This window comes from Aquabacterium sp. A08, assembly GCF_011742065.1.
On sequence record NZ_JAAQQT010000617.1, the window covers coordinates 1 to 18,479 of the forward strand.

The following is an 18,479-nucleotide window of genomic DNA, read 5'->3' on the forward strand; positions in this document are numbered from 1 at the left end:
GTGGTGGTGGAGGGCCTGGTGCCCGCCGTCATCCCGGTGGTGGTGATCGCCGGCATCATGCTGGGGGTGATGACGCCGACCGAATCGGGGGCCGTCGCGGCCATCCTGTCGCTGGTGCTGGGCTTCGTCTACCGCGAACTGCGCCTCAAGGACCTCGCGCCCATCCTGCTGGGCGTGGCCACCAACACCGCCACCATCACCGGCCTGATCGCCGCCGCCTCGGTGCTGAGCTGGGTGCTGGCCTTCCAGGGCGTGCCCGACCTGGTGGTGGACTACCTGGCCGGGCTGACCAGCTCGCCCTTCGTGTTCCTGCTGCTGGTCATTGGCATGATGGTGCTGCTGGGCATGTTCCTGGAGAGCATCAGCGTGCTGATCGTGGTGGTGCCGCTGCTGATGCCGGTGGTGACGCAGCTGGGCATCGACCCGATCCACTTCGGCGTGGTCTGCACCGTGGCCACGGTGATCGGGCTGGTGACGCCGCCGGTGGGGCCGGGCCTGTACATCGCCATGGTGCAGGCCGACCTGCGCATGGGCCCGCTGTTCAAGGCCACCCTGCCGTTTCTGCTGGCGGTGTTGGCGGTGATGGTGCTGATCGCGGCGGTGCCGGCCCTGTCCACCTGGCTGCCGGCGGTGACGGCGCGCTGACCGGCGGGGCAGAACCGGCGCGCTGCGTGGGACAATCGGGCCATGCCCGCTTCCACCCCTACGGCCGCCGCACCGGTGGCCGCCGCGTTGCTGCACGACCCGCTGACCGGCCTGTTGAGCCGGGCGGCGGTGCTGGACGCGCTGGCCCGGGCCCTGTCGCTGGCCGACCGCTTGCGGCACCCGGTCACGGTGCTGTTCGTCGAGATCGACGGCTTTGGGCAGCGGCCCGCGGGCGCCTCCGCCACAGACCGCCTGGAGCAGGCCGTGGCGCGGCGGCTGGCCGCGCGCATGCGCACCCACGAGGTGCTGGGCCACTGGGCGCGCGGGCAGTTCCTGGCGGTGCTGCCCGACGCCGACGTGGCCAGCGCCCTGGTGCTGGCCGAAGACCTGCACGAGCTGGCGCCGGGCGCCCCCGGCGGGCCCAGCGTCAGCATCGGGGTGCACGGGCGCGCCCCCAGCCCCACCGCCCCCCTGCACGACCTGACCGCCGACCTGGTGGTGGCCGCTCAGCGTGCGCTGGAAGCCACCGTGGCCGATGGCCCGGGCCGCATCGAAATCGAACCCTGACCCCCAGCCTTTCATGACCTTTCCCCCCGTTCGCAAAGCCGTGTTCCCCGTGGCCGGCATGGGCACCCGTTTCCTGCCCGCCACCAAGGCCATGCCCAAAGAAATGCTGCCGGTGGTGGACAAGCCGCTGATCCAGTACGCGGTGGAGGAGGCCTACGCCGCCGGCATCCGCGAGATGATCTTCGTCACCGGCCGGCACAAGCGCGCCATCGACGACCACTTCGACATGGCCTACGAGCTGGAGCGCGAGCTGGAAGACGCCGGCAAGCAGGCGCTGCTGGAGGCGGTGCGCTCGGTCAAGCCCGACGACATGGTGTGCATCGCGGTGCGCCAGGCGCGCGCGCTGGGCCTGGGCCACGCGGTGCTGTGCGCCGAGCCGCTGGTGGCCGGCGAGCCCTTCGCCGTGCTGCTGGCCGACGACCTGATGGTGGGCACCCCCCCGGTGATGGCGCAAATGACCGCGCTGTTCGCCGAGCGCGGCAGCTCCATCGTGGCGGTGCAGGAGGTGCCGCCGGAGCACACCCGGCGCTACGGCATCGTGGCCGGCGACTTTGTGCGCGACGACCTGATGGACGTGCGCCAGTTTGTGGAAAAACCCGCGCCCGAGGTGGCGCCGTCGCGCTGGGGCGTGGCCGGGCGCTACGTGCTCACGCCCGAGGTGTTCGACCAGATCCGCGCCCAGCCGCGCGGCGTGGGTGGCGAAATCCAGCTGACCGACGGCATCGCCGGGCTGCTGGCGCAGCAGACGGTGTACGCCTTCCGCTACGCCGGCACCCGCTACGACTGCGGCAGCAAGGAAGGCTTTCTGGAGGCCACGGTGGACCTGGCCATGGCCCGCGCCGACCTGGCCCCCAGCCTGCAGCGGGTGATGCGGCGCTGGGTCTGAGCGGCCCGGTCCACCCGCCTCACAGGCCGGCGGCCCACTGCACCAGCGCGTCCAACGCCGGCCGCGCCGCCCGCGCGTTGGGGTGGTTGACGATGGCCACCAGCACCCGCCGCTGCCCGCCCGGGCCGTGGACGTAGCCGGCCAGCGCCTGCACGTCGCGCAGGCTGCCGGTTTTCAGGTGCGCCAGCCCGGCGCCCATGGGGCTGCGGCGCAGCGTGCCGTCCAGCCCGCTGGCGGGCAGGGAGGCCATCAGCTCCGGCATCATGGGCGAGGCGTAGGCCACCTGCAACAGCCGCGCCAGCGCCTCGGCCGTGGCGCGGGCGTCGCGGCTCAGGCCGGCGCCGTTGTCCACCACCGGCAGCGGCACGTCGGCCCCGATGCGCGCCGCCCACCACTGCGCCAGCACCTGGCGCGCCACCTCGAAGCTGGTGGCCCCCCCATCGGCCTGGCCCAGCGCCAGCAGCAGGTGCTGGGCCATCACGTTGTTGCTGAACTTGTTGACGTCGCGCACCACCTCGGCCAGCGGCGGCGACTCCAGCGCCAGCCGGGCGGTGGCCTGCGGTGGCACCGCGCCGTCGCGCACCGCGCCGTCCAGGCGCCCACCCACGGCAACCCAGACGCCGGCCACGGCGCGCTCGGCGAAGCGATCGGGCTCCGGGTGGGCCAGCGGCCAGGTGCGTTCGCCGCAGGCCGCCGGGTAGCTGCCGGCGAAGCGTGGCGCCAGGGCCTGTGCAAAGTCGGCGCGCAGGCTGGCGCGCCAGTCGGTGCACGGCCCGCCCGACAGCGGCACGCTGGCCGGCGCCACCAGCCCGGCCAGCGGCGGCTCCACCGACACGCGGGCCACGCCGGCCGCGGCGTCGGGCACAAAGTGGAACTGCTGCGACTTGAAGTTGACCAGCCAGGCGTCGGGCGTGGCGTTGTAGGGGCGCAGCGGCTCGCCGTCGAAAGCCGCCGGGTCCAGCGCAGGCACCTGGAAGGCGCTGCGGTCGAGCACGATGTCGCCGGCCACGCGCTCGATGCCCAGGCCCCGCACCCGGCGCAGCAGCCACCAGAGTTTTTCCGTGACCAACTTGGGGTCGCCCTCGCCGCGCAGGTAGAGGTGGCCCTGCAGCACGCCGTCGCGCACCGGGGCGTCGGTGTAAGCGGTGGTGCGCCAAACGTGGGCCGGCCCGAGCCGGTCGAGCGCGGCGTAGGTGGTGACCAGCTTCATCGTCGAGGCCGGGTTGAGCGGCTCGCCGGCGCGGTGCCGCAGCCAGACCCGCCCCCCGGGCACCGGGTCGGCCACCAGCACGGCCAGGGCGTCGGGCGGCAGCGAGGCGCGTTGCAGCGCCTGCCGCACCGCCAGGGGCAGTTCGGCGGGCGGGGCCGGTGCGCTGGCCGCCGCCGGCCAGGCGCTGGCGGGCACGCCCTGCGCCCCCGCCGGACCAGCCGGCCCCAGCGCCGCGAGCGCGAGCGCCAGCCCCAGCAGCACCCCCCGGCGCGACAGCGCCCCCACCCCCGAACGGCCCAGACGGAACAGTTGCATGCGACGATTATCCGGCGCACCGATAATCACCCCCATGCTTGCCCGTCTCCAACGCCCCAGCCCCGCCGTCGTGGGCGGGCTGGCGGCCGCGGTCACCGTGCTGATCTGGACCTCGTTCATCGTCATCGCGCGCGCCACCGCCCACCAGCACCTGACCCCGTTCGACATCGCGTTCATGCGCTTTGTCGGCGCCGGCGCGGTGATGCTGCCCTGGGGCTGGTGGCTGGTGCGCCGGCGCCGCGCCAGCGGCCAGCCCGGCGCGCACTGGCTGGGGCTGTCGCCGCTGGGCGGGCGGCTCACCGCCACCGTGGGCCTGGTGGGCGGGGTGCTGTACGCCTGCATCGCCTACAGCGGGTTTTTCTACGCGCCGGCGTCGCACGCCTCGGTGCTGATGCCGGGCAGCCTGCCGCTGTGGACCACGCTGCTGGCGACCTGGGTGCTGCGCGACCGCATCACCCGCCACCGCGCGCTGGGGCTGGGCCTGATCGTCGCCGGCGGCGTGCTGGTGGGCGGCGCCAGCCTGCTGCGCGCCTTCGACGGCGGCGACGTCTGGAAAGGCGACCTGCTGTTCCTGCTGGCCGGCTTCACCTGGGCCAACTACTCCATCCTGGCGCGGCGCCACGCCCTGCCGGCGGTGGAGGCCACGGTGGCGATTTCGGTGTTCGCCGCGCTCACCTTCGTGCCGGTGTACGCCGGGCTGGCGGCGCTCGGCGCCATCGACTCCGGCCTGGGCCGCGCGCCCTGGACCGAGTGGCTGTTCCAGGCGGCGTTCCAGGGCGGCGGCTCGGTGGTGATTTCCGGCATCACCTTCACCCAGATGGTGCGCCATTTCGGACCGGTGCGCTCGACCATGATCACCGCGCTGGTGCCCGGCCTGTCGGCGTTGGGCGCGGTGCTGTTCCTGGACGAACCGCTGCACAGCCACCTGGTGGCCGGCCTGGCGCTGGTGACGCTGGGCATTGTGTTTGGCGTGCGCGCCGCCGCCCCCGCTGCCTTGACCCCGACCCCCGCCCGATGACGCCCCCCGACCTGCCCCAGCGCGTGCTGGCCCTGGACACCAGCACCGACCGCCTGAGCGTGGCCGTGGGCCACCCCGGCGCCGCGCCGCTGGCCGAACACAGCGGCCCCGGCGGCGCGCAGGCCTCGGCCAGCCTGATCCCGGTCATCCAGGACCTGCTGGCGCGGGTGGGCTGGCGGCTGGACCAGCTCGACGCCATCGCCTACGGCTGCGGCCCCGGCTCGTTCACCGGGCTGCGCACCGCCTGTGCGGTGGTGCAGGGCCTGGCCGTGGCCGGCCGGCCAGGGGGCATTCCGGTGCTGCCGGTGCCCACCCTGCTGGCGGTGGCCCAGGCCGCCCGCGCCGACGCCCCGCCCCTGCGGCCGGGCCAGCGCGTGCTGGCGGTGCTGGACGCGCGCATGGACGAGCTCTACGTGGCCGAGGCGGTGTGGTCTGCGGCAGAGCACCGCGTGACCCCGCCGCCGTATCGCCCCGGCGCACCCGGCGGCGGCGCCACCGAAGCCGCCCCGCCCACCGTGGGATTGCGCCTGTGCGGCCCGGCCTGGCTGAGCCGCCCCGAAGACCTGGCCACCCCGGCCGGCTGGCCACAAGCGGCGGTCCACCCGGACGCTGTCCCCCCGGCGTGGTGGGCCGGCAACGCCCACGCGGTGTACAGCGCCCGCCTGCCGGCCGCCTGGCAGGCCGTGCCCCGGGTGGACACCTGGCCCACCGCCGCCGCGCTGCTGGCGCTGGTGCCCGGCCTGTGGGCCGCTGGCGCCGCCGTGGACGCCGCCCAGGCCCAACCCCTGTACGTCCGCGACAAGGTGGCCCACACCACCGAGGAACGCGAACGGCTCAAGGCCGCCCAGGTCCAGGCCCGCACCGGAGACGCCGCGTGAACGCCCCGGCCCCCGGCCGCAACAACGCCTGGGCCGCGCCCACCAGCCCGGGCCCGCACGCCGAGCGCCTGGTCGATTTCGTGCCGCTCACCGCCGACTGGCTGGACCGGGTGGCCGAGGTGGAAAAAACCGCCTACGCCCACCCCTGGACGCGCCGCCACTTCCACAGCTCGCTGGACGCCGGCCACACCGCCCAGGCCCTGGTCATGGCCCCCGACCCCGTACTGGACCCGCCCGCCTGGGCCCACGCCCCCACCGCGCCCGACGGCCGCTGGCTGCTGGGTTACCTGGTGGCCATGACCGGGGTGGACGAGGTGCACCTGCTCAACATCACCACCGTGCCGCAGCACCAGCGCCAGGGCTGGGCCCGGCTGATGCTGCAGGCCCTGTCGGCCTGGTCGCGCCGCCAGGGCGCGCAGGCGCTGTGGCTGGAGGTGCGGGCCGGCAACCGCCCGGCCCGGGCGCTGTACCGGGCACAGGGCTTTCGCGAGGTGGGGCTGCGCAAAGGCTACTACCCCGACGCCGGCACCCTGCGCGAGGACGCCATCGTCATGCTGCAGCCGTTGACGGAGACCGCCGCCCCATGACGCCCGACGACACCCCACACGCCCCAGGCGAACCCGCCGCCGACGCGGGCGCGCCGGCCACCCACAGCCCCCTGCCGCGGCTGGACGCGCGCCAGTGCGCCATGCTGGAGGCCATGGGCGTGCCCGTCTGGTGGCAGCGGCCCGCCCCCGCGGCGGCCCCGGCCCGTGGCCCACGGCCCGCTGGCGGGCTGGTCCATTCGTCTGCCCCGCCCGAACGCCCCCGACCGGCGCCCACCACCGCGGTGGCCGGGCACGCGTCCCCAGCCGAACCGGTGCTGGCCCCCCCTCAGGCCGCCACTGGTGAACCCGCCCATGCGGTGCGCGCAGTGGCACCGCGCCCCACCCACCGCACCGTCCCGCTGGCGGTGGACGGCGCGCCGAATCCGTGGGCCGGGCTCGACACCGCCGGCCTGGACGCGGCCATCCGCGGCTGCACCCGCTGCGACCTGGCGCCCCGCCGCCAGCACGCGGTGCCCGGCATGGGCGACCCGGCGCCCGACTGGCTCATCGTCGGCGAAGCCCCGGGCGAGGAGGAGGACCGCCAGGGCCTGCCCTTCGTCGGCCGCGCCGGCCAGTTGCTCGACCGCATGCTCGCCGCCATGGGGCTGGAGCGCGCGCAGCGGGTCTACATCGCCAACGTCATCAAGTGCCGACCGCCGCAGAACCGCAACCCCAGCCCCGAGGAAATCGGCCAGTGCACGCCCTACCTGCTGCGCCAGGTGGAGCTGCTGCGGCCGCGCATCGTGCTGGCCATGGGACGCTTTGCCGCGCAAACCGTGCTGGGCCAGGGCGGGGCGCTGGACCCGGCCGCGCTCCAGACCCTGCCGCTGGGCAAGCTGCGCGGCCAGGTGCACCGCGTCACCCTGGGCGGGCAGACCCTGCCGGTGGTGGTGACCTACCACCCGGCCTACCTGCTGCGCAGCCCCGGCGAAAAGGCCAAGGCCTGGGCCGACCTGTGCCTGGCCCTGGACACCCTGGCCACGCTGCCGCCGCGCGCTTGAAGCGGGCGGCCCACGTTGCCAAAGGTAACAGCGGTAACCGACCCGCTCGGCCGGCCCCGGCACGGTTGAAGCCCCCCGGCGCCGGTGGTAAGGTGCGCGCATGGGCCGTGCCCCTGCGCGGCCCGCTTTGCGAAAGACCCCTTCCATGGCCCTCCTCCCCACCCTGCGTGCCCTGCTCCTGAGCGCCGCCACCGCGCTGGCCGGCACCGCCGCCTGGGCACAAACCGCCCCCGTCATCCGCACCTTCACCGTGCAGCAGGTGCCGGCCCTCACCCCCGGCACCGAACTGGTGTTCCAACTCAACGGCACCGCCGCCGGCAGCGCCAGCGTCACGCTCGACGGCAGCGCGTCGGTCATCGCCCTGAGCGAAACCCGCGCGGGCCAGTACGAGGGCAGCTACACCCTCAGCCTGCGCGACCAGGTGAAGTTCAACAGCCCGGTGCGCGCCGCCCTGCGCGTGGCGGGGCTGGAGACCCAGGCCGCGCTCGGCCAGACGCTGCTGACCGCCAGCGCCCACCAGGCTGCGCTGGCCGCCGCCGCCCCGGCCCCGGTGATCGACTACTTCGGTACCCAGGCCAGCGGCTACACCGGCGGGCACGACATCGCGCTGCGCGTGCAGGGCACGCCGGGCGCGAAAGTGGCCCTGACCCTGGCCGGCAGCGACGCCCGCATCAATCTGGCCGAAACCCAGCCCGGCGACTACCGCGCCCAGTACACCGTGCGCAGCCGCGACCGGCTCAGCGAGCGCAGCCTGGCCACCGCCACCCTGACGAGCGGCAGCAAAACCGTGCAGCTGCAAAAAGCCTTGTCGGCCGCGCCGCTGCAACCCACCCTGGCCGCGCGCCAGAGCTGCGCCAGCTGCGGCGTGGTGCAGGCGGTCAACGTGGTCGAGGTCAAGGGCGAGCCGGGCTACGTCGGCGCCATCGCCGGGGGCGTGGCCGGGGCGGTGCTGGGCAACCAGATCGGCAAGGGCGACGGCCGCACCGCGGCGCGCATCCTGGGCGCGGTGGGCGGCGCCTACGCCGGCCGCGAGATCGAGAAAAACGTGGCCAAGGACAAGCGCTACGAGGTCACCGTGCGCCTGCACGACGGCACGGTGCAGACCGTGCAGCACACCGAAGACCCGGGCCTGAAAACCGGTCAACCGGTCAAAATTGTGGACGGCCGCGCCGTCGCCAACGACTGAACGGCCGCGGCCTCAGTCGCCCAGCGCCACGCCGATCTGCCGCGCCGCCTGCAGCAGCGGGTGGTCCAGCGGCACGTTGCGGTGCTGGTGCGCCACCTCGGCCAGGGGCACGCTGCCCAGCCGCCCGCCCTGCAGCGTCACCATCTGGTTGTAGCGCCCGGCCATGACCAGCTGGGCCGCCTGGTTGCCGAACTGGGTGGCCAGCACCCGGTCGAACGGGGTGGGCACGCCGCCGCGCTGCACGTGGCCGAGCACGGTGGCGCGCACCTCGCTGCGCAGCAGGGGTTGCAGCTGTTCGCGCAAGGCGTGCGCCACCCCGCCCAGGCGCACCGGGTCCGGGCTGTCGGCGATGCGGCGCTCCACTGTCATCGCCCCGCCGCGCGGCTTGGCGCCTTCGCCAATGCAGACCACGGTGTAGCGCTGGCGCGTTTCGCGCTCGCGGCACAGCGCCGCCACCGCGGCCAGGTCGTAGTCGATTTCGGGCAGCAGGATCGCGTCGGCGGCGCCGGCCAGGCCGGCCTCCAGCGCGATCCAGCCGGCGTAGCGGCCCATGGTCTCGACGATCATCACCCGGCCGTGGCTCTGGCCGGTGGTCTGCACCCGCTCCAGCGCCTCGGTCACGGTGGCCACCGCGGTGTCGAAGCCGAAGCTGCGCTCGCAGCCGACGATGTCGTTGTCGATGGTCTTGGGCACGCCCACCACCGGCAGGCCGCGCTCGGCCAGGCCGTGGGCGATGGCCATGGTGCCGTCGCCGCCAATCGCCACCAGCGCGTCCAGCCCCAGCGCCCGGACGTGGGCCAGGGTCTGCGCGGCCGTGGCTTCGCTGGCCAGCGGGTTGGCGCGGTTGCTGGTGCCCAGGATGGTGCCGCCGCGCATCAGGATGCCGCTGACGCTGTCCCAGTCCAGCGCCCGGGTGTGGGGCCGTTCGCCCATGAGGCCGGCAAAGCCGTCTTCGATCCCGACGACCTCGGCGCCGCACTGGCGCAGCAGGGATTTGGTGACGGCGCGGATGACCGCGTTGAGGCCGGGGCAGTCGCCGCCGCCGGTGAGCACGCCGATGCGCATGGGGGAGTCCTTTTCGCGGGTCACTGCGCCCGGGGCCACAGCGCCCACAGTTGCAGCGGTTGTTTCAGGGCGGCGGCCAGGGTGTAGGCCTCGTCGCCCCAGCCGGTGAAGTAGTCGGCCCGCACCGCGCCGACGATGGCGCTGCCGGTGTCCTGCGCCAGCACCAGCCGGCGCAGCTGCGCCACCGGACCAGGGGTGGCCAGCCACACCGGCGTGCCGTAGGGGATGCTGTCGCGGTCCACCGCAATCGAGCGGCCGGGGGTGAGCGCCACGCCCTGGGCGCCGCGCGGGCCGAACTGGGCGTCCAGCCCGGTCAACGGCTCTTCGCGGAAAAACACGGTGCGCGGGTTGCTCCACAGCATCTCGTCGACGCGTTCCGGGTTCTGCGCAGCCCACGCGCGCAGCGCCTCCCAGGTGCCCTCGCGCACCAGGCGGCGGTCCAGCAACCAGCGCATCACGCTCTGGTAAGGGTGGCCGTTGTGGCCGGCGTAGGCCAGGCGCACGGTGCGCTGGCTGCCGTCCGGTTCGGTCACCCGCAACCGGCCGGAGCCCTGGATCTGCAGCAGCAGGGCGTCGAGCGGGTCGGCCAGCCAGGCGATGGCCTGGCCCTGCAGCTGCGCCTGGGCCGCCGGGTCGGTGGCCATTTGCTGGCGGGTGTACCAAGGCTGGCCAAGGCGCACGCCGGCGGGCAGGCGGTAGAGCGGGGTCTGGTGGGTGCCGCCGGGCTGGCGCCGGCCGTCGAGCATGGGTTCGTAGTAGCCGGTCAGCAGGCCGGGCACCTCGCCCTGGGGGGCTTGCACACGGTAGGGTTGCAGGCGGCGCATCACCCAGTCGTGCTGCTCGGTCGCGCCGGCGATGCTGAGCTGGCGCACCTCGGTGCACAGCGGGCCCAGCGGCGGGGCCGGGCGTTCGCAGCTGCGCAGCCAGGCGTTCCAGGCCTGGTGCAGCGCGTCGTGGCCCCAACCGGGCAGTTCGCTCCAGCGCACCGGCTGCCAGGTGCTTTTGCCGCGCTGCAGCGGCGCCGGCAGGGGCTGGCTGTCGGCCCAGCGCCAGGCGGGGCTGTCGGGGGTGACGGCCGGCGTGCCGGTCGGCGCGTCGAGCACCGCCGGGGCCGGGCTGCCGGTGGCCGGGCCGGGCGGGGCCAGCGGGCGGCTGGGCGGCGCCTCGGGCGGCGGCAGGGTCACGCTGCCGCAGGCGGCCAGCGTTCCTACAATGCAGGCCATCAGGATGCCGTGGCGCCGTCGCCATGGCCGTGTGGGTGCCGTCGTCATGACCTTGTTGTTGCTGGAAGCGCTGGGCGCGCTGCTGTTATTGGTGTTCATCGTGTGGTGGACCATGTTCTCGGGCCGCAAGAAGGGCGAGCTGCCCGAGTCGGTCGAACGCGAAAAATCCGGCGCGGCCGGGCCGGTGCCGCCGGCCGACACGGCGCGCGGGGCCGGCGAAGAGCGCGACCCGCGCCAGCCCTGAGCCGGCCCACGCTTCACAGATCGCGCAGGCGGTTGACCAGTTCCACCGCCGACTTCACGTCCATTTTCTCAAACACGTGGGCGCGGTGCACCTCCACCGTGCGCACGCTGATCTGCAGCTCGTCGGCCACCAGCTTGTTGGGCAGGCCGGCGGCCACCAACTGCATCACCGCGCGTTCGCGCTCGGTCAGGCCGGCCACGCGGTCCTGCAGTTCGCGCCGCTGGCGCCGGGCCTGCTGCACCGCGTGCGAGCGCTGCAGCGCCTGCTCCACCCGGTCCACCAGGGCGTTGTCGGAAAACGGTTTTTCGCAAAAGTCGAAGGCGCCGCGCTTGACCGCGTCGACCGCGGTCGGCACGTCGGCGTGGCCCGACAGGAAGATCACCGGCAGGGCCTCGAACCACGGCAGCGCCAGCAGGCGCTCGAACAGGGCCAGCCCGCTCAGGCCGGGCATGCGCACGTCCAGCAGCACGCAGGCGGGGTCGTGGGGCTCGTCCGGCCAGGCCTGCAGCGCGGCCCAGAAGGCGTCGGCGCTGTCGTAGGGTTCGCTCACCAGGCGGCGGGTGCGCAGCAGCCAGCCCAACGCGTCGCGCACGCCGGCGTCGTCGTCGACGATGAAGACCCGGGCCGCGGCCAGTGGAACGGTGTTCATGGCGTCATGATAGGGCGGCGGCGGGCAGGGTGAACCCGAACACCGTGCCGCGCGGCGTGTTCGGCTCGAAATACAGGGCCCCGCCGTGCTGTTCCACCACGGTGCGGCACAGGTTCAGGCCCAGGCCCATGCCCTCGGGCTTGGTGGTGTAGAAGGGGGTGAACAGGCGCTCGGCCTGCTCGGGGGTCAGGCCGTGGCCGTGGTCGCTGACGCGGCATTCGATCCAGCGCGCCGCGCCCGCCCCCGGCGCGGCCGGCCGGGGCGTGGCGCTCAGGCGCAGGCGGCGCAGGCCGCTGGCGGTGGGCGGGTCGCCCGGGGGCATGGCCTGCATGCCGTTGCGCGCCAGGTTCAGCAGCACCTGTTCCACCATGGTGCGGTCGCACCAGGCGGGCGGGCAGTCGGGCGCCACCGCCACCTCCACCGCGATGCCGAGCTTGCGCCCCTGCAGCTGCACCAGCGGGACGATGCCGTCGAACAGCGCGGCCAGCGGCACCGCCTCGCGCGCCCGTTCGCGCCGGCGCACCAGGTCGCCCACGCTTTTGATGACCTTGCCCGCGCGCTCGGCCTGTTCGGCGATGCGGCGCAGCGCCAGCGCCACGTCGGCGCGCCAGCCCGGCGCGGCCGCGGGCCCGGTGGCCGCGCCGGGGTCGTCCGCCCCCAGCAGGTTGAGCGAACCGCTGGCGTAGCTGGCGATGGCGGCCAGCGGCTGGTTCAGCTCGTGGCTGATGAGCGAGGCCATCTCGCCGGCCATGGCCAGCCGCGCGGTGGCCTGCAGCCGCTCCTGCGAGGCGCGCAGGCTTTCCTCGCTGCGGCGCTGCTCGCTCAGGTCGAGGATGGCGCTCATCCAACCGGTCTGCACGCCGCGCGCGTCGATCAGCGGCGCTTCGATGATGAGCACCGGAAACCGGCTGCCGTCGGCGCGCACGAATTCGGACTCGAAACCCTCGCGCGGCAGCAGCTGCCCGGCCAGCCGCACCGCCAGGCGCTGGCGGTATTCGTCCACCTGCTCGGGCGGCCAGTAGGGCGCGGGCACGCCGCTGCCCAGCAGCCGCTCCGGGGGCAGGCCCAGCATCTGGCAAAAGGCCGGGTTGACGTAGGTGATACGGCCGTCCATGTCGCGCGCGCGCAGGCCGGTGACGAGGGAGTCCTCCATCGCCTTGCGGAAGGCCAGGGCATCGGCCAGGCCGCGTTCGGCGCGCTGGCGCCGGCGCAGGTCGCGGGCGAACAGGGCCAGCACCCCGAGCAGGGCCAGCGCCAGCGCGCCCACCGCCACCGTGAGCACGTGGGGGAACCAGGCGCGCCCTTCGCGCGGACGTTCCAGCCGCAGCATGTAGGTGGCGCCGGGCAGGTCAAACACCTGCTGCACCGGCTGCACCTCGGTGCTGGCCGGCAGGTTGCCGACGATGCTCAGGCGGGTGCCGTCGGCCTCGGTCCAGGCCATGCGCTGGCCGCGCTGGAGTTCGGCCGGCACCAGTTCGGTCAACAGGCTGGCCAGGGCGTAGGTGGCCACCAGGTAGCCGTCGGCCTGGCCGTCGCGCGTCACCGGCAGGCACATCTCCATCAGCTCCACGCCGGCGCCCTGCGCCAGCGGCCAGAAATAGCTGGGCGCGTAGGCCGCGGCGTTGGTGCGCAGCGCCAGGGCGCAGGCCTGGGTGACGTCGGGCAGCGCCTCGTGGCGGCCGCGGTAGACGAACAGATCGGGCCGGTAAGGGCTGGTGCGTTCGGCCCGCACCGCCAGGCGGTTGTCGCGCCATTCCAGGTGGGCGATCTCGCGGTGGCTGGCCAGCAGACGCGCCGCCGGGGCGGGCCAGTCGTCCACCGCGGGCACGGTGCTGTGCAGGGCGATCAGGTCTTGCAGGTTGCGCACCAGGCCGCTGCGCACGTCGGCGGCGATGTCGGCCGCGCTGCGCTCCTGGCGGCTCAGGGCCAGGCCGTCCTCGTACTCGCGCGCCAGGAACACCAGGGCCGCCAGCAGCAGGCCCACCAGCAGGCACAGCGCGCCCCACAGCGCCCAGCGCCAGCCCAGCAGGGCGGCCCAGCGTTCGGCCCAGCGCGTTGGCGCCACCACGGCCTCAGAGCCGGCGGTGCTGCAGCGCCGGCAACTGGCGCCGCACCTGCTGCAGGTGGGTCCAGTCGAGGTCGCAGACCACCACGCCCGGCCCCACCGCGTGCTGGCCCAGCACCGTGCCCCAGGGGTCGATCACCATGCTCTGGCCCCAGGTCTGGCGGCCGTTTTCGTGGGTGCCGCCCTGGGCGCTGGCGATGACGTAGGCCTGGTTTTCGATGGCGCGCGCGCGCAGCAGCACCTCCCAATGGGCCTGGCCGGTGGTGTGGGTGAAGGCGGCGGGCACCAGCAGGATATCGGCCCCCAGCTGGCGGTACAGCTCGGGGAAGCGCAGGTCGTAGCACACGCTCATGCCGACGCGCCAGGTGTGGCCGTCGCGGTCGGGCAGGGCCCAGGTGGTGGGGGTGTCGCCAGCGGTCAGCACCGCGGCCTCGTCGTAGCGCTCGCGCCCGTTGTCGTAGCGGAACAGGTGGATCTTGTCGTAGCGCGCCGCCGGCTGGCCCTTGGGGTTGTACACCACCGAGGCGTTGGCGGCGTGGGTCGGATCGTCGGTGGCCATGGGCAGGGTGCCACCCACGATCCACAGGCCCAGCTCGCGCGCGGTGTCGGCCAGAAAATCCTGCACCGTGCCCAGTCCGGGGGTTTCCTGCAGCACCAGCTTGTCGCTGTCCTGGCGCCCCATGAAGCAGAAGTACTCGGGCAGCACGGCCAGTTCGGCGCCGGCGGCACGCGCCTGGTCGAGCAGTTGGTGGGCCTGGGCCAGGTTGTGGTCGAGGCTGATGCCCGACACCATTTGCACGGCGGCGACTTTCATGGGGTTCCTCCTGGGCGCGGGGCCGCACCCTCTTCTGGGGCGATGTTACGACGGTTGGGGCGTTCCAGCTTTTCCACCTGCGGGTCGGTCCACGACCCGTGGATGCGGTACTGCTGCGTGGCGGCTTCCTGCAGCGGCTGGCGCAGCAGGTACTGCGCCAGGAAGGTGCCCAGGCCGGTGACCGGGCTGATGACGGTGGCCACCAGCGAGGCGGTGCCGGCGTTCAGTTCGGGGATCACGACCGCGGTGATGTCCTGGGTTTCGCGGGCGATGTCGGCGCGGCCTTCGAGCAGCACGGCCGCGCTCACGCCCTTCATCTGCAGGTTGTTGGTGCTGGCCACACCCTGGGCAATGTGCGCGTTGCCGCGCACGAAGTCGAAGGCAAAGCCCTCGCTGAACACATCGCGGAAGTCCAGCACCAGGCGCCGCGGCAGGGCCTGCAGGCTGAGCACGCCCAGCAGCTTGGCCAGCCCCGGGTCGGCCTTGAGGAACTGGCCGCGCTGCAGGTCGAGCTGCAGGTCGCCGCTCAGGCTGGGCACGTCCCAGCCCAGGGGCGAGCCGATCCAGCCCACATTGCCCGCCAGCGTGCCCTTGCCACCGCGCACCACGTCGGGCATGCCGAAGCGCGCCAGCAGGGCGCCGGCGTCGTCGATGGCCAGGTTCACCTTGAGCGCGGTGCGCCGCTGCGTCCCGCCGCGCCCGGCCCCGCCCAGCGCGGCCCAGTTGCCGCTGGCCTGCAGCCGCGCCTCGGGCACGGTCAGGTTCAGGGTGTTCAGCCGCCATTCGCGCACCGACTCCTGCGCCGCCAGGTTGGCGTTGCGGTTGACCGCCTGGATTTCCAGACGGCCCAGGCGCCGGCCGTTGAGCTCCAGGTCGTCCACCACCGCGTCCACCGCCGGGATGGCGCGCGGCTGGGCCTGCAGCAGGGTTTCCACCTCGCTGGCGCTGGCCGGCGGCAGCGTCAGCCGGGCCAGCCGGGCATACACCCGGCCGGGCACCTGGCCCTGGTTGGGGCGGTACTCGAGGTAGCCGTTGAGTTCGCGCGCGCCCACCGAAACACGCCAGGTGGGGCCCTCGCGCGAGCCGCCGGCGACCACGTCGTGGAACTGCCGGCCGCCCTGGCGGATGCGCTCGGCCGACAGGCCGAAGGCGGTGGGCCAGTAGGCCGGGTCCGGCGCGTCCGGGGGCTCGGCGGACCCGACCGGGGCCGACGCGGCGGCCGCGAGGTCCTGCCAGGCCTGCAGGTCGAAGTCGCCCAGGGCGAACTGGCCCTGCACCCCGCGTTCGGGCAGGGGCGGGCGCTCGCTGCGCAGCGCCAGCGCGCCGCGCAGCACCTGGGTGCCGGCCGCGCCGTGTTCGCGGTCGTAGCGGGCGCTCAGCAGCGGCACCGGGCCGGCGCCCAGTTCCAGCGCCCAGCGGTCGCGCCGCACGCCGGCGGGGCCGGCCACGGGCTGGGGCGTCACCTCGAACAACAGCGGCAGCAACGCCGGGGCGGTTTTGTCCAGCGGTGCGGGCAGGGCCAGGGCCAGCCCCTGCAGGCCCGACTCGACCCGCACCTGGGTGCCCTCGGGCGCGAAGGCCAGCCGGGCCTGGTAGGTGGTGGCGCCGCTGCTGTGCTGGCCCAGCGTGGCCAGCGCGGCCCAGGGGCCGTCCAGGTCGCCACTGCGGCGCAGGCCGTCGGCGCTGACGCTGCCCTGCCCCTGGAAGCGCACCGTGGTCTGCCCGCCCTGGCGGTCCATGGCGCCGCTGAAGCGCAGCTCGCCGCCCAGCAGCCGGGCGCTGGCCTGGGGCACGCGAAAGCCCTGCTCGGTGAAGTCCAGCGTGCCGCTGGTGGCACGCAGCCAGGGGGCGTCGGGCAGCACCCGCAGGTCGTTGCCGTTGAGCCGCAACTGGCCGCTGACCCGCACCGCCTCGGGCCGGTTCAGCGGCAGCTCCAGCCCCAGGCCCAGCGCCACCGGGCCGTCGAGCCGGGCCTGGTCCAGCACCCCGTCCAGCAGCGCGGCCAGCGGCGAGCGGCGCACGAAGTCCAGCGCCTCGGCCCCGGGGCCCTGGACGGTGCCGCGCACCCGCAGCACCGGGTCGTCGGCGGTGAAGTCGGCGATGCGGGCCTCGGTCTGCACCGCGCGCAGCTGGGTCGCCCCCTGCACCCCGCCGCTGGCGCCGGCGATGTGCAGGGCCACCCGGTCGATGTGCAGCGTGGCCTGCACCTGGTCGAGCGCCGGCCAGGGGGCGGCGTCGGTGGGGCGCAGGTGTTCGGGCACGTAGGCCAGGGCCACCTGCTGCAGCTGGCCGCGCACCTCAAACCGGCCCAGCCGGGGGTCGGCGTAGGGAAAGTCCCACAGGTCGCCGCTGACCTGGAAGCGCACGTCGCGCGCCTGCGCCTGCGCCACGGCTTCGCGCAAGTAGCGGCGCACGCTGTCCGGGATGGCCTGCGGCAGGTAGCGGTGGACGCGGGCGCCGTCGGCCCGGGCCATCTGCACGTCCAGGTCGATGACGCCGGGAAAGCGCGAGCGCGCCGGGCTGGTGGCCGGGTCGGCGGTGCGCCAGCGCACCCGGCCTTCGCCCTCGGCGTCGGCGTTGGCGAAGCGCAGCTGCGGCAGTTCGACCTCGAACCGGTCGCCGCTGCGGCGCCAGGTCAGGTCGGTGCTGAGCTGGGCCAGCGGCAGTTCGGGCTCGGCGAACAGGCCAGGGAAGGTCAGCGCGCCGTCCTGCAGGCGCAGCTGGGCCCGGCCGCCGTCCTGGTCCAGGGTGAAATCGACGTCGGCGCCGCGCACCCCGGGGCGGGCCAAGGGGTGGTCCAAGCCACCGTCGGGCAGGGTCTGGGGTTCGGGCACCGCCGCCGCCTGCAGGGCCAGGCCGCGCACCCGGCCGCTGGCCGACCAACGCGGCGCATCGCCAGGGCGCTCGCCCTGGGCCCAGCGCAGGGCCAGCGCCTCGGCCTGGCCCTGGGGTTGCAGCGCCGCCAGGGTGGGCAGGTCGCCGTCGGGCAGTGGCAGCCAGGGGGCCAGCGGCGGCAGCACCGCCAGGTCGAAGCGGCTGGCCTCGGCGGCCCACTCGCGCAGCCGGCCGTCCGGGGCCCGGGTCTGGGTGTAGGCCAGGTCGCCACCGGGCCAGGCCAGGCCGGCGGCGGTGGTGAAGGCCAGGCCCTCGGTGGACAGGCGGGTGCGCGCGCCGTCGCCCTGCCAGTTGAACCGCCCACGCAGGGCCTGCAGGGCCAGGGGTGGGCCGTCGGCGCGCCCGCGCAGGGCCACGCCCTGCAGCGCCACGTCGGCGCTGGCGTCGGTGAGGCGCCCGCGCTCGGCCGTGGCCCAGGCGCGCCAGGCGCCCCGGCCGCGCGGCTCGGCCACGGCGGTCCAGGCCGCCAGGTTCAGGTAGGGCGCCAGCGGCTGCAGGTCCAGCAGCGGCGCCTCGGCGTAGGCGGTGCCGCTCCAGTCGCGCCAGGCGCCGGCCCGGGTCTGCCAGACCGGGCGCTGGAAACGCCCGCGCAGGCTGACGCGCTGCCCCAGGGCCGGCGGGGGCGTGGCGTCCAGGCGCCAGTGGTGCTGGCGGCCGGGGTTGCGGAACACCGCGTCCACCTGGTCCAGCTGCAGCGGCGGCAGCCCGGGGCGGGTGTCGTCGGTCCAGCGCAGCGTGCCCTGGCGGATGGCGAATTCGCGCTGTCCGAAAAACCAGTCGGCCACGCGGCCGCTGTCGCGGTCCGGGTCGGGCGAGACGTCGATGCCGCCGAGCTCGATGCGCCCGGCGGCGGTGCGGCGCACGTCCAGCACCGCGCCGTCGATCAGCAACTGCTCGAAGCCCAAGCGCCAGAGCGAACGCACCGACAGCGCGGCCTGGACCCGGGGCAGGTGCAGCGCTTCGTGGCCGCGGGCGTCGAACAGGCGCACGTCGTGCAGCTCGAACGCCGGGATCGGGCCACCGGCCACGGCCGCCACCGCGCCGACCCGCACCGGCACACCCAGGGCACGCGTGGCCACCGACTCCAGCGCCGGGCGCCATTCGCCAACTCGCGGCACAATGACCGCATGCAGCACCCCCCAGCTCAGGGCCAGCAGGCCCCAGGCCAGCACCACCAGCCACAGCGCGGTGCGGGCCAGCCACGCCGCCATCCGGAGGCGGCGCGGGGGTA

Annotated in this window: 16 protein-coding genes; 9 read left to right on the forward strand and 7 right to left on the reverse strand. The window is 74.7% G+C overall.

Going from position 1 to position 18,479, the window contains the following annotated elements:
• From HA630_RS10885 to galU, 3 genes are all read left to right on the forward strand, one after another.
• On the forward strand, positions 1 to 645 hold a 645-nt coding region (locus tag HA630_RS10885; RefSeq protein ID WP_166834690.1), incomplete at its 5' end, for a TRAP transporter large permease subunit.
• Positions 646 to 687: 42 nt separating this feature from the next.
• Positions 688 to 1,212: a diguanylate cyclase domain-containing protein gene (locus HA630_RS10890; RefSeq protein WP_166834692.1), complete on the forward strand. Its 525-nt coding sequence runs from the start codon at positions 688 to 690 to the stop codon at positions 1,210 to 1,212.
• A 13-nt stretch (positions 1,213 to 1,225) separates the two neighbouring features.
• A complete protein-coding gene (gene galU / locus HA630_RS10895) occupies positions 1,226 to 2,098 on the forward strand; it encodes a UTP--glucose-1-phosphate uridylyltransferase GalU (RefSeq protein ID WP_166834694.1) in 873 nt (290 codons plus the stop codon).
• Positions 2,099 to 2,117: 19 nt separating this feature from the next.
• Here the strand turns inward: galU and dacB are convergent, their stop codons facing one another.
• The gene (dacB, locus tag HA630_RS10900; protein ID WP_166834696.1) at positions 2,118 to 3,623 is read right to left on the reverse strand and encodes a D-alanyl-D-alanine carboxypeptidase/D-alanyl-D-alanine-endopeptidase; all 1,506 of its coding nucleotides are present in this window, start codon (positions 3,621 to 3,623) and stop codon (positions 2,118 to 2,120) included.
• A 34-nt stretch (positions 3,624 to 3,657) separates the two neighbouring features.
• Here dacB and HA630_RS10905 point away from each other — a divergent pair, with 34 nt between their 5' ends.
• The 5 genes from HA630_RS10905 (at position 3,658) to HA630_RS10925 (ending at position 8,293) form a co-directional block, all read left to right on the forward strand.
• A complete protein-coding gene (locus tag HA630_RS10905) occupies positions 3,658 to 4,641 on the forward strand; it encodes a DMT family transporter (RefSeq protein WP_166834698.1) in 984 nt (327 codons plus the stop codon).
• A complete protein-coding gene (tsaB, locus tag HA630_RS10910) occupies positions 4,638 to 5,519 on the forward strand; it encodes a tRNA (adenosine(37)-N6)-threonylcarbamoyltransferase complex dimerization subunit type 1 TsaB (protein WP_166834700.1) in 882 nt (293 codons plus the stop codon). The genes HA630_RS10905 and tsaB overlap by 4 nt, the downstream gene beginning before the upstream one ends.
• Positions 5,520 to 5,587: 68 nt before the next feature.
• Positions 5,588 to 6,106 carry a GNAT family N-acetyltransferase gene (locus tag HA630_RS10915; RefSeq protein ID WP_166834775.1) on the forward strand — a complete coding sequence of 173 codons (519 nt, stop codon included), beginning with the start codon at positions 5,588 to 5,590 and terminating at the stop codon, positions 6,104 to 6,106.
• Positions 6,103 to 7,107 carry a uracil-DNA glycosylase gene (locus HA630_RS10920; RefSeq protein WP_166834702.1) on the forward strand — a complete coding sequence of 335 codons (1,005 nt, stop codon included), beginning with the start codon at positions 6,103 to 6,105 and terminating at the stop codon, positions 7,105 to 7,107. The genes HA630_RS10915 and HA630_RS10920 overlap by 4 nt, the downstream gene beginning before the upstream one ends.
• A 145-nt stretch (positions 7,108 to 7,252) precedes the next feature.
• Positions 7,253 to 8,293 carry a glycine zipper 2TM domain-containing protein gene (locus HA630_RS10925; protein ID WP_166834704.1) on the forward strand — a complete coding sequence of 347 codons (1,041 nt, stop codon included), beginning with the start codon at positions 7,253 to 7,255 and terminating at the stop codon, positions 8,291 to 8,293.
• 12 nt (positions 8,294 to 8,305) lie between these two features.
• Here HA630_RS10925 and HA630_RS10930 read toward each other — a convergent pair whose 3' ends face one another.
• Together HA630_RS10930 and HA630_RS10935 are read right to left on the reverse strand one after the other, a co-directional pair.
• Entirely contained in the window at positions 8,306 to 9,358 is a 1,053-nt protein-coding gene (locus HA630_RS10930) for a 6-phosphofructokinase (RefSeq protein WP_166834706.1), read from the reverse strand.
• Between the two features lie 20 nt (positions 9,359 to 9,378).
• A complete protein-coding gene (locus tag HA630_RS10935; protein WP_166834708.1) occupies positions 9,379 to 10,695 on the reverse strand; it encodes a murein transglycosylase A in 1,317 nt (438 codons plus the stop codon).
• Between HA630_RS10935 and HA630_RS10940 the strand changes: the two genes are divergently transcribed.
• Complete coding sequence (locus tag HA630_RS10940; RefSeq protein WP_166834688.1) at positions 10,628 to 10,825, forward strand: hypothetical protein; 198 nt, start codon at positions 10,628 to 10,630, stop codon at positions 10,823 to 10,825. The two genes, HA630_RS10935 and HA630_RS10940, sit on opposite strands and share 68 nt — an antisense overlap.
• Before the next feature lie 13 nt (positions 10,826 to 10,838).
• Here the strand turns inward: HA630_RS10940 and HA630_RS10945 are convergent, their stop codons facing one another.
• Genes HA630_RS10945 through HA630_RS10960 form a run of 4 tightly spaced genes read right to left on the reverse strand, consistent with a single transcriptional unit; the run spans position 10,839 to position 18,459 of the window.
• Positions 10,839 to 11,474: a response regulator transcription factor gene (locus HA630_RS10945; protein ID WP_166834710.1), complete on the reverse strand. Its 636-nt coding sequence runs from the start codon at positions 11,472 to 11,474 to the stop codon at positions 10,839 to 10,841.
• Positions 11,475 to 11,478: 4 nt separating this feature from the next.
• The gene (locus HA630_RS10950; protein WP_166834711.1) at positions 11,479 to 13,539 is read right to left on the reverse strand and encodes an ATP-binding protein; all 2,061 of its coding nucleotides are present in this window, start codon (positions 13,537 to 13,539) and stop codon (positions 11,479 to 11,481) included.
• 7 nt (positions 13,540 to 13,546) lie between these two features.
• Positions 13,547 to 14,353, reverse strand: coding sequence for a carbon-nitrogen hydrolase family protein (locus HA630_RS10955; RefSeq protein WP_166834713.1), 807 nt, complete (start codon positions 14,351 to 14,353; stop codon positions 13,547 to 13,549).
• Positions 14,350 to 18,459, reverse strand: a complete 4,110-nt coding sequence (locus HA630_RS10960) for a YhdP family protein (protein ID WP_166834715.1) — start codon at positions 18,457 to 18,459, stop codon at positions 14,350 to 14,352. Before HA630_RS10960 ends, HA630_RS10955 begins: the two co-directional genes overlap by 4 nt.
• Positions 18,460 to 18,479 lie beyond the last annotated feature (20 nt).

Coding starts and splice junctions, on each gene's coding strand:
- HA630_RS10890 (WP_166834692.1), top strand. CDS start 688: ATGCCCGCTTCCACCCCTACGGCCGCCGCACCGGTGGCCGCCGCGTTG.
- galU (WP_166834694.1), top strand. CDS start 1,226: ATGACCTTTCCCCCCGTTCGCAAAGCCGTGTTCCCCGTGGCCGGCATG.
- dacB (WP_166834696.1), bottom strand. CDS start 3,623: ATGCAACTGTTCCGTCTGGGCCGTTCGGGGGTGGGGGCGCTGTCGCGC.
- HA630_RS10905 (WP_166834698.1), top strand. CDS start 3,658: ATGCTTGCCCGTCTCCAACGCCCCAGCCCCGCCGTCGTGGGCGGGCTG.
- tsaB (WP_166834700.1), top strand. CDS start 4,638: ATGACGCCCCCCGACCTGCCCCAGCGCGTGCTGGCCCTGGACACCAGC.
- HA630_RS10920 (WP_166834702.1), top strand. CDS start 6,103: ATGACGCCCGACGACACCCCACACGCCCCAGGCGAACCCGCCGCCGAC.
- HA630_RS10925 (WP_166834704.1), top strand. CDS start 7,253: ATGGCCCTCCTCCCCACCCTGCGTGCCCTGCTCCTGAGCGCCGCCACC.
- HA630_RS10930 (WP_166834706.1), bottom strand. CDS start 9,358: ATGCGCATCGGCGTGCTCACCGGCGGCGGCGACTGCCCCGGCCTCAAC.
- HA630_RS10940 (WP_166834688.1), top strand. CDS start 10,628: ATGACCTTGTTGTTGCTGGAAGCGCTGGGCGCGCTGCTGTTATTGGTG.
- HA630_RS10935 (WP_166834708.1), bottom strand. CDS start 10,695: ATGGTCCACCACACGATGAACACCAATAACAGCAGCGCGCCCAGCGCT.
- HA630_RS10945 (WP_166834710.1), bottom strand. CDS start 11,474: ATGAACACCGTTCCACTGGCCGCGGCCCGGGTCTTCATCGTCGACGAC.
- HA630_RS10955 (WP_166834713.1), bottom strand. CDS start 14,353: ATGAAAGTCGCCGCCGTGCAAATGGTGTCGGGCATCAGCCTCGACCAC.
- HA630_RS10960 (WP_166834715.1), bottom strand. CDS start 18,459: ATGGCGGCGTGGCTGGCCCGCACCGCGCTGTGGCTGGTGGTGCTGGCC.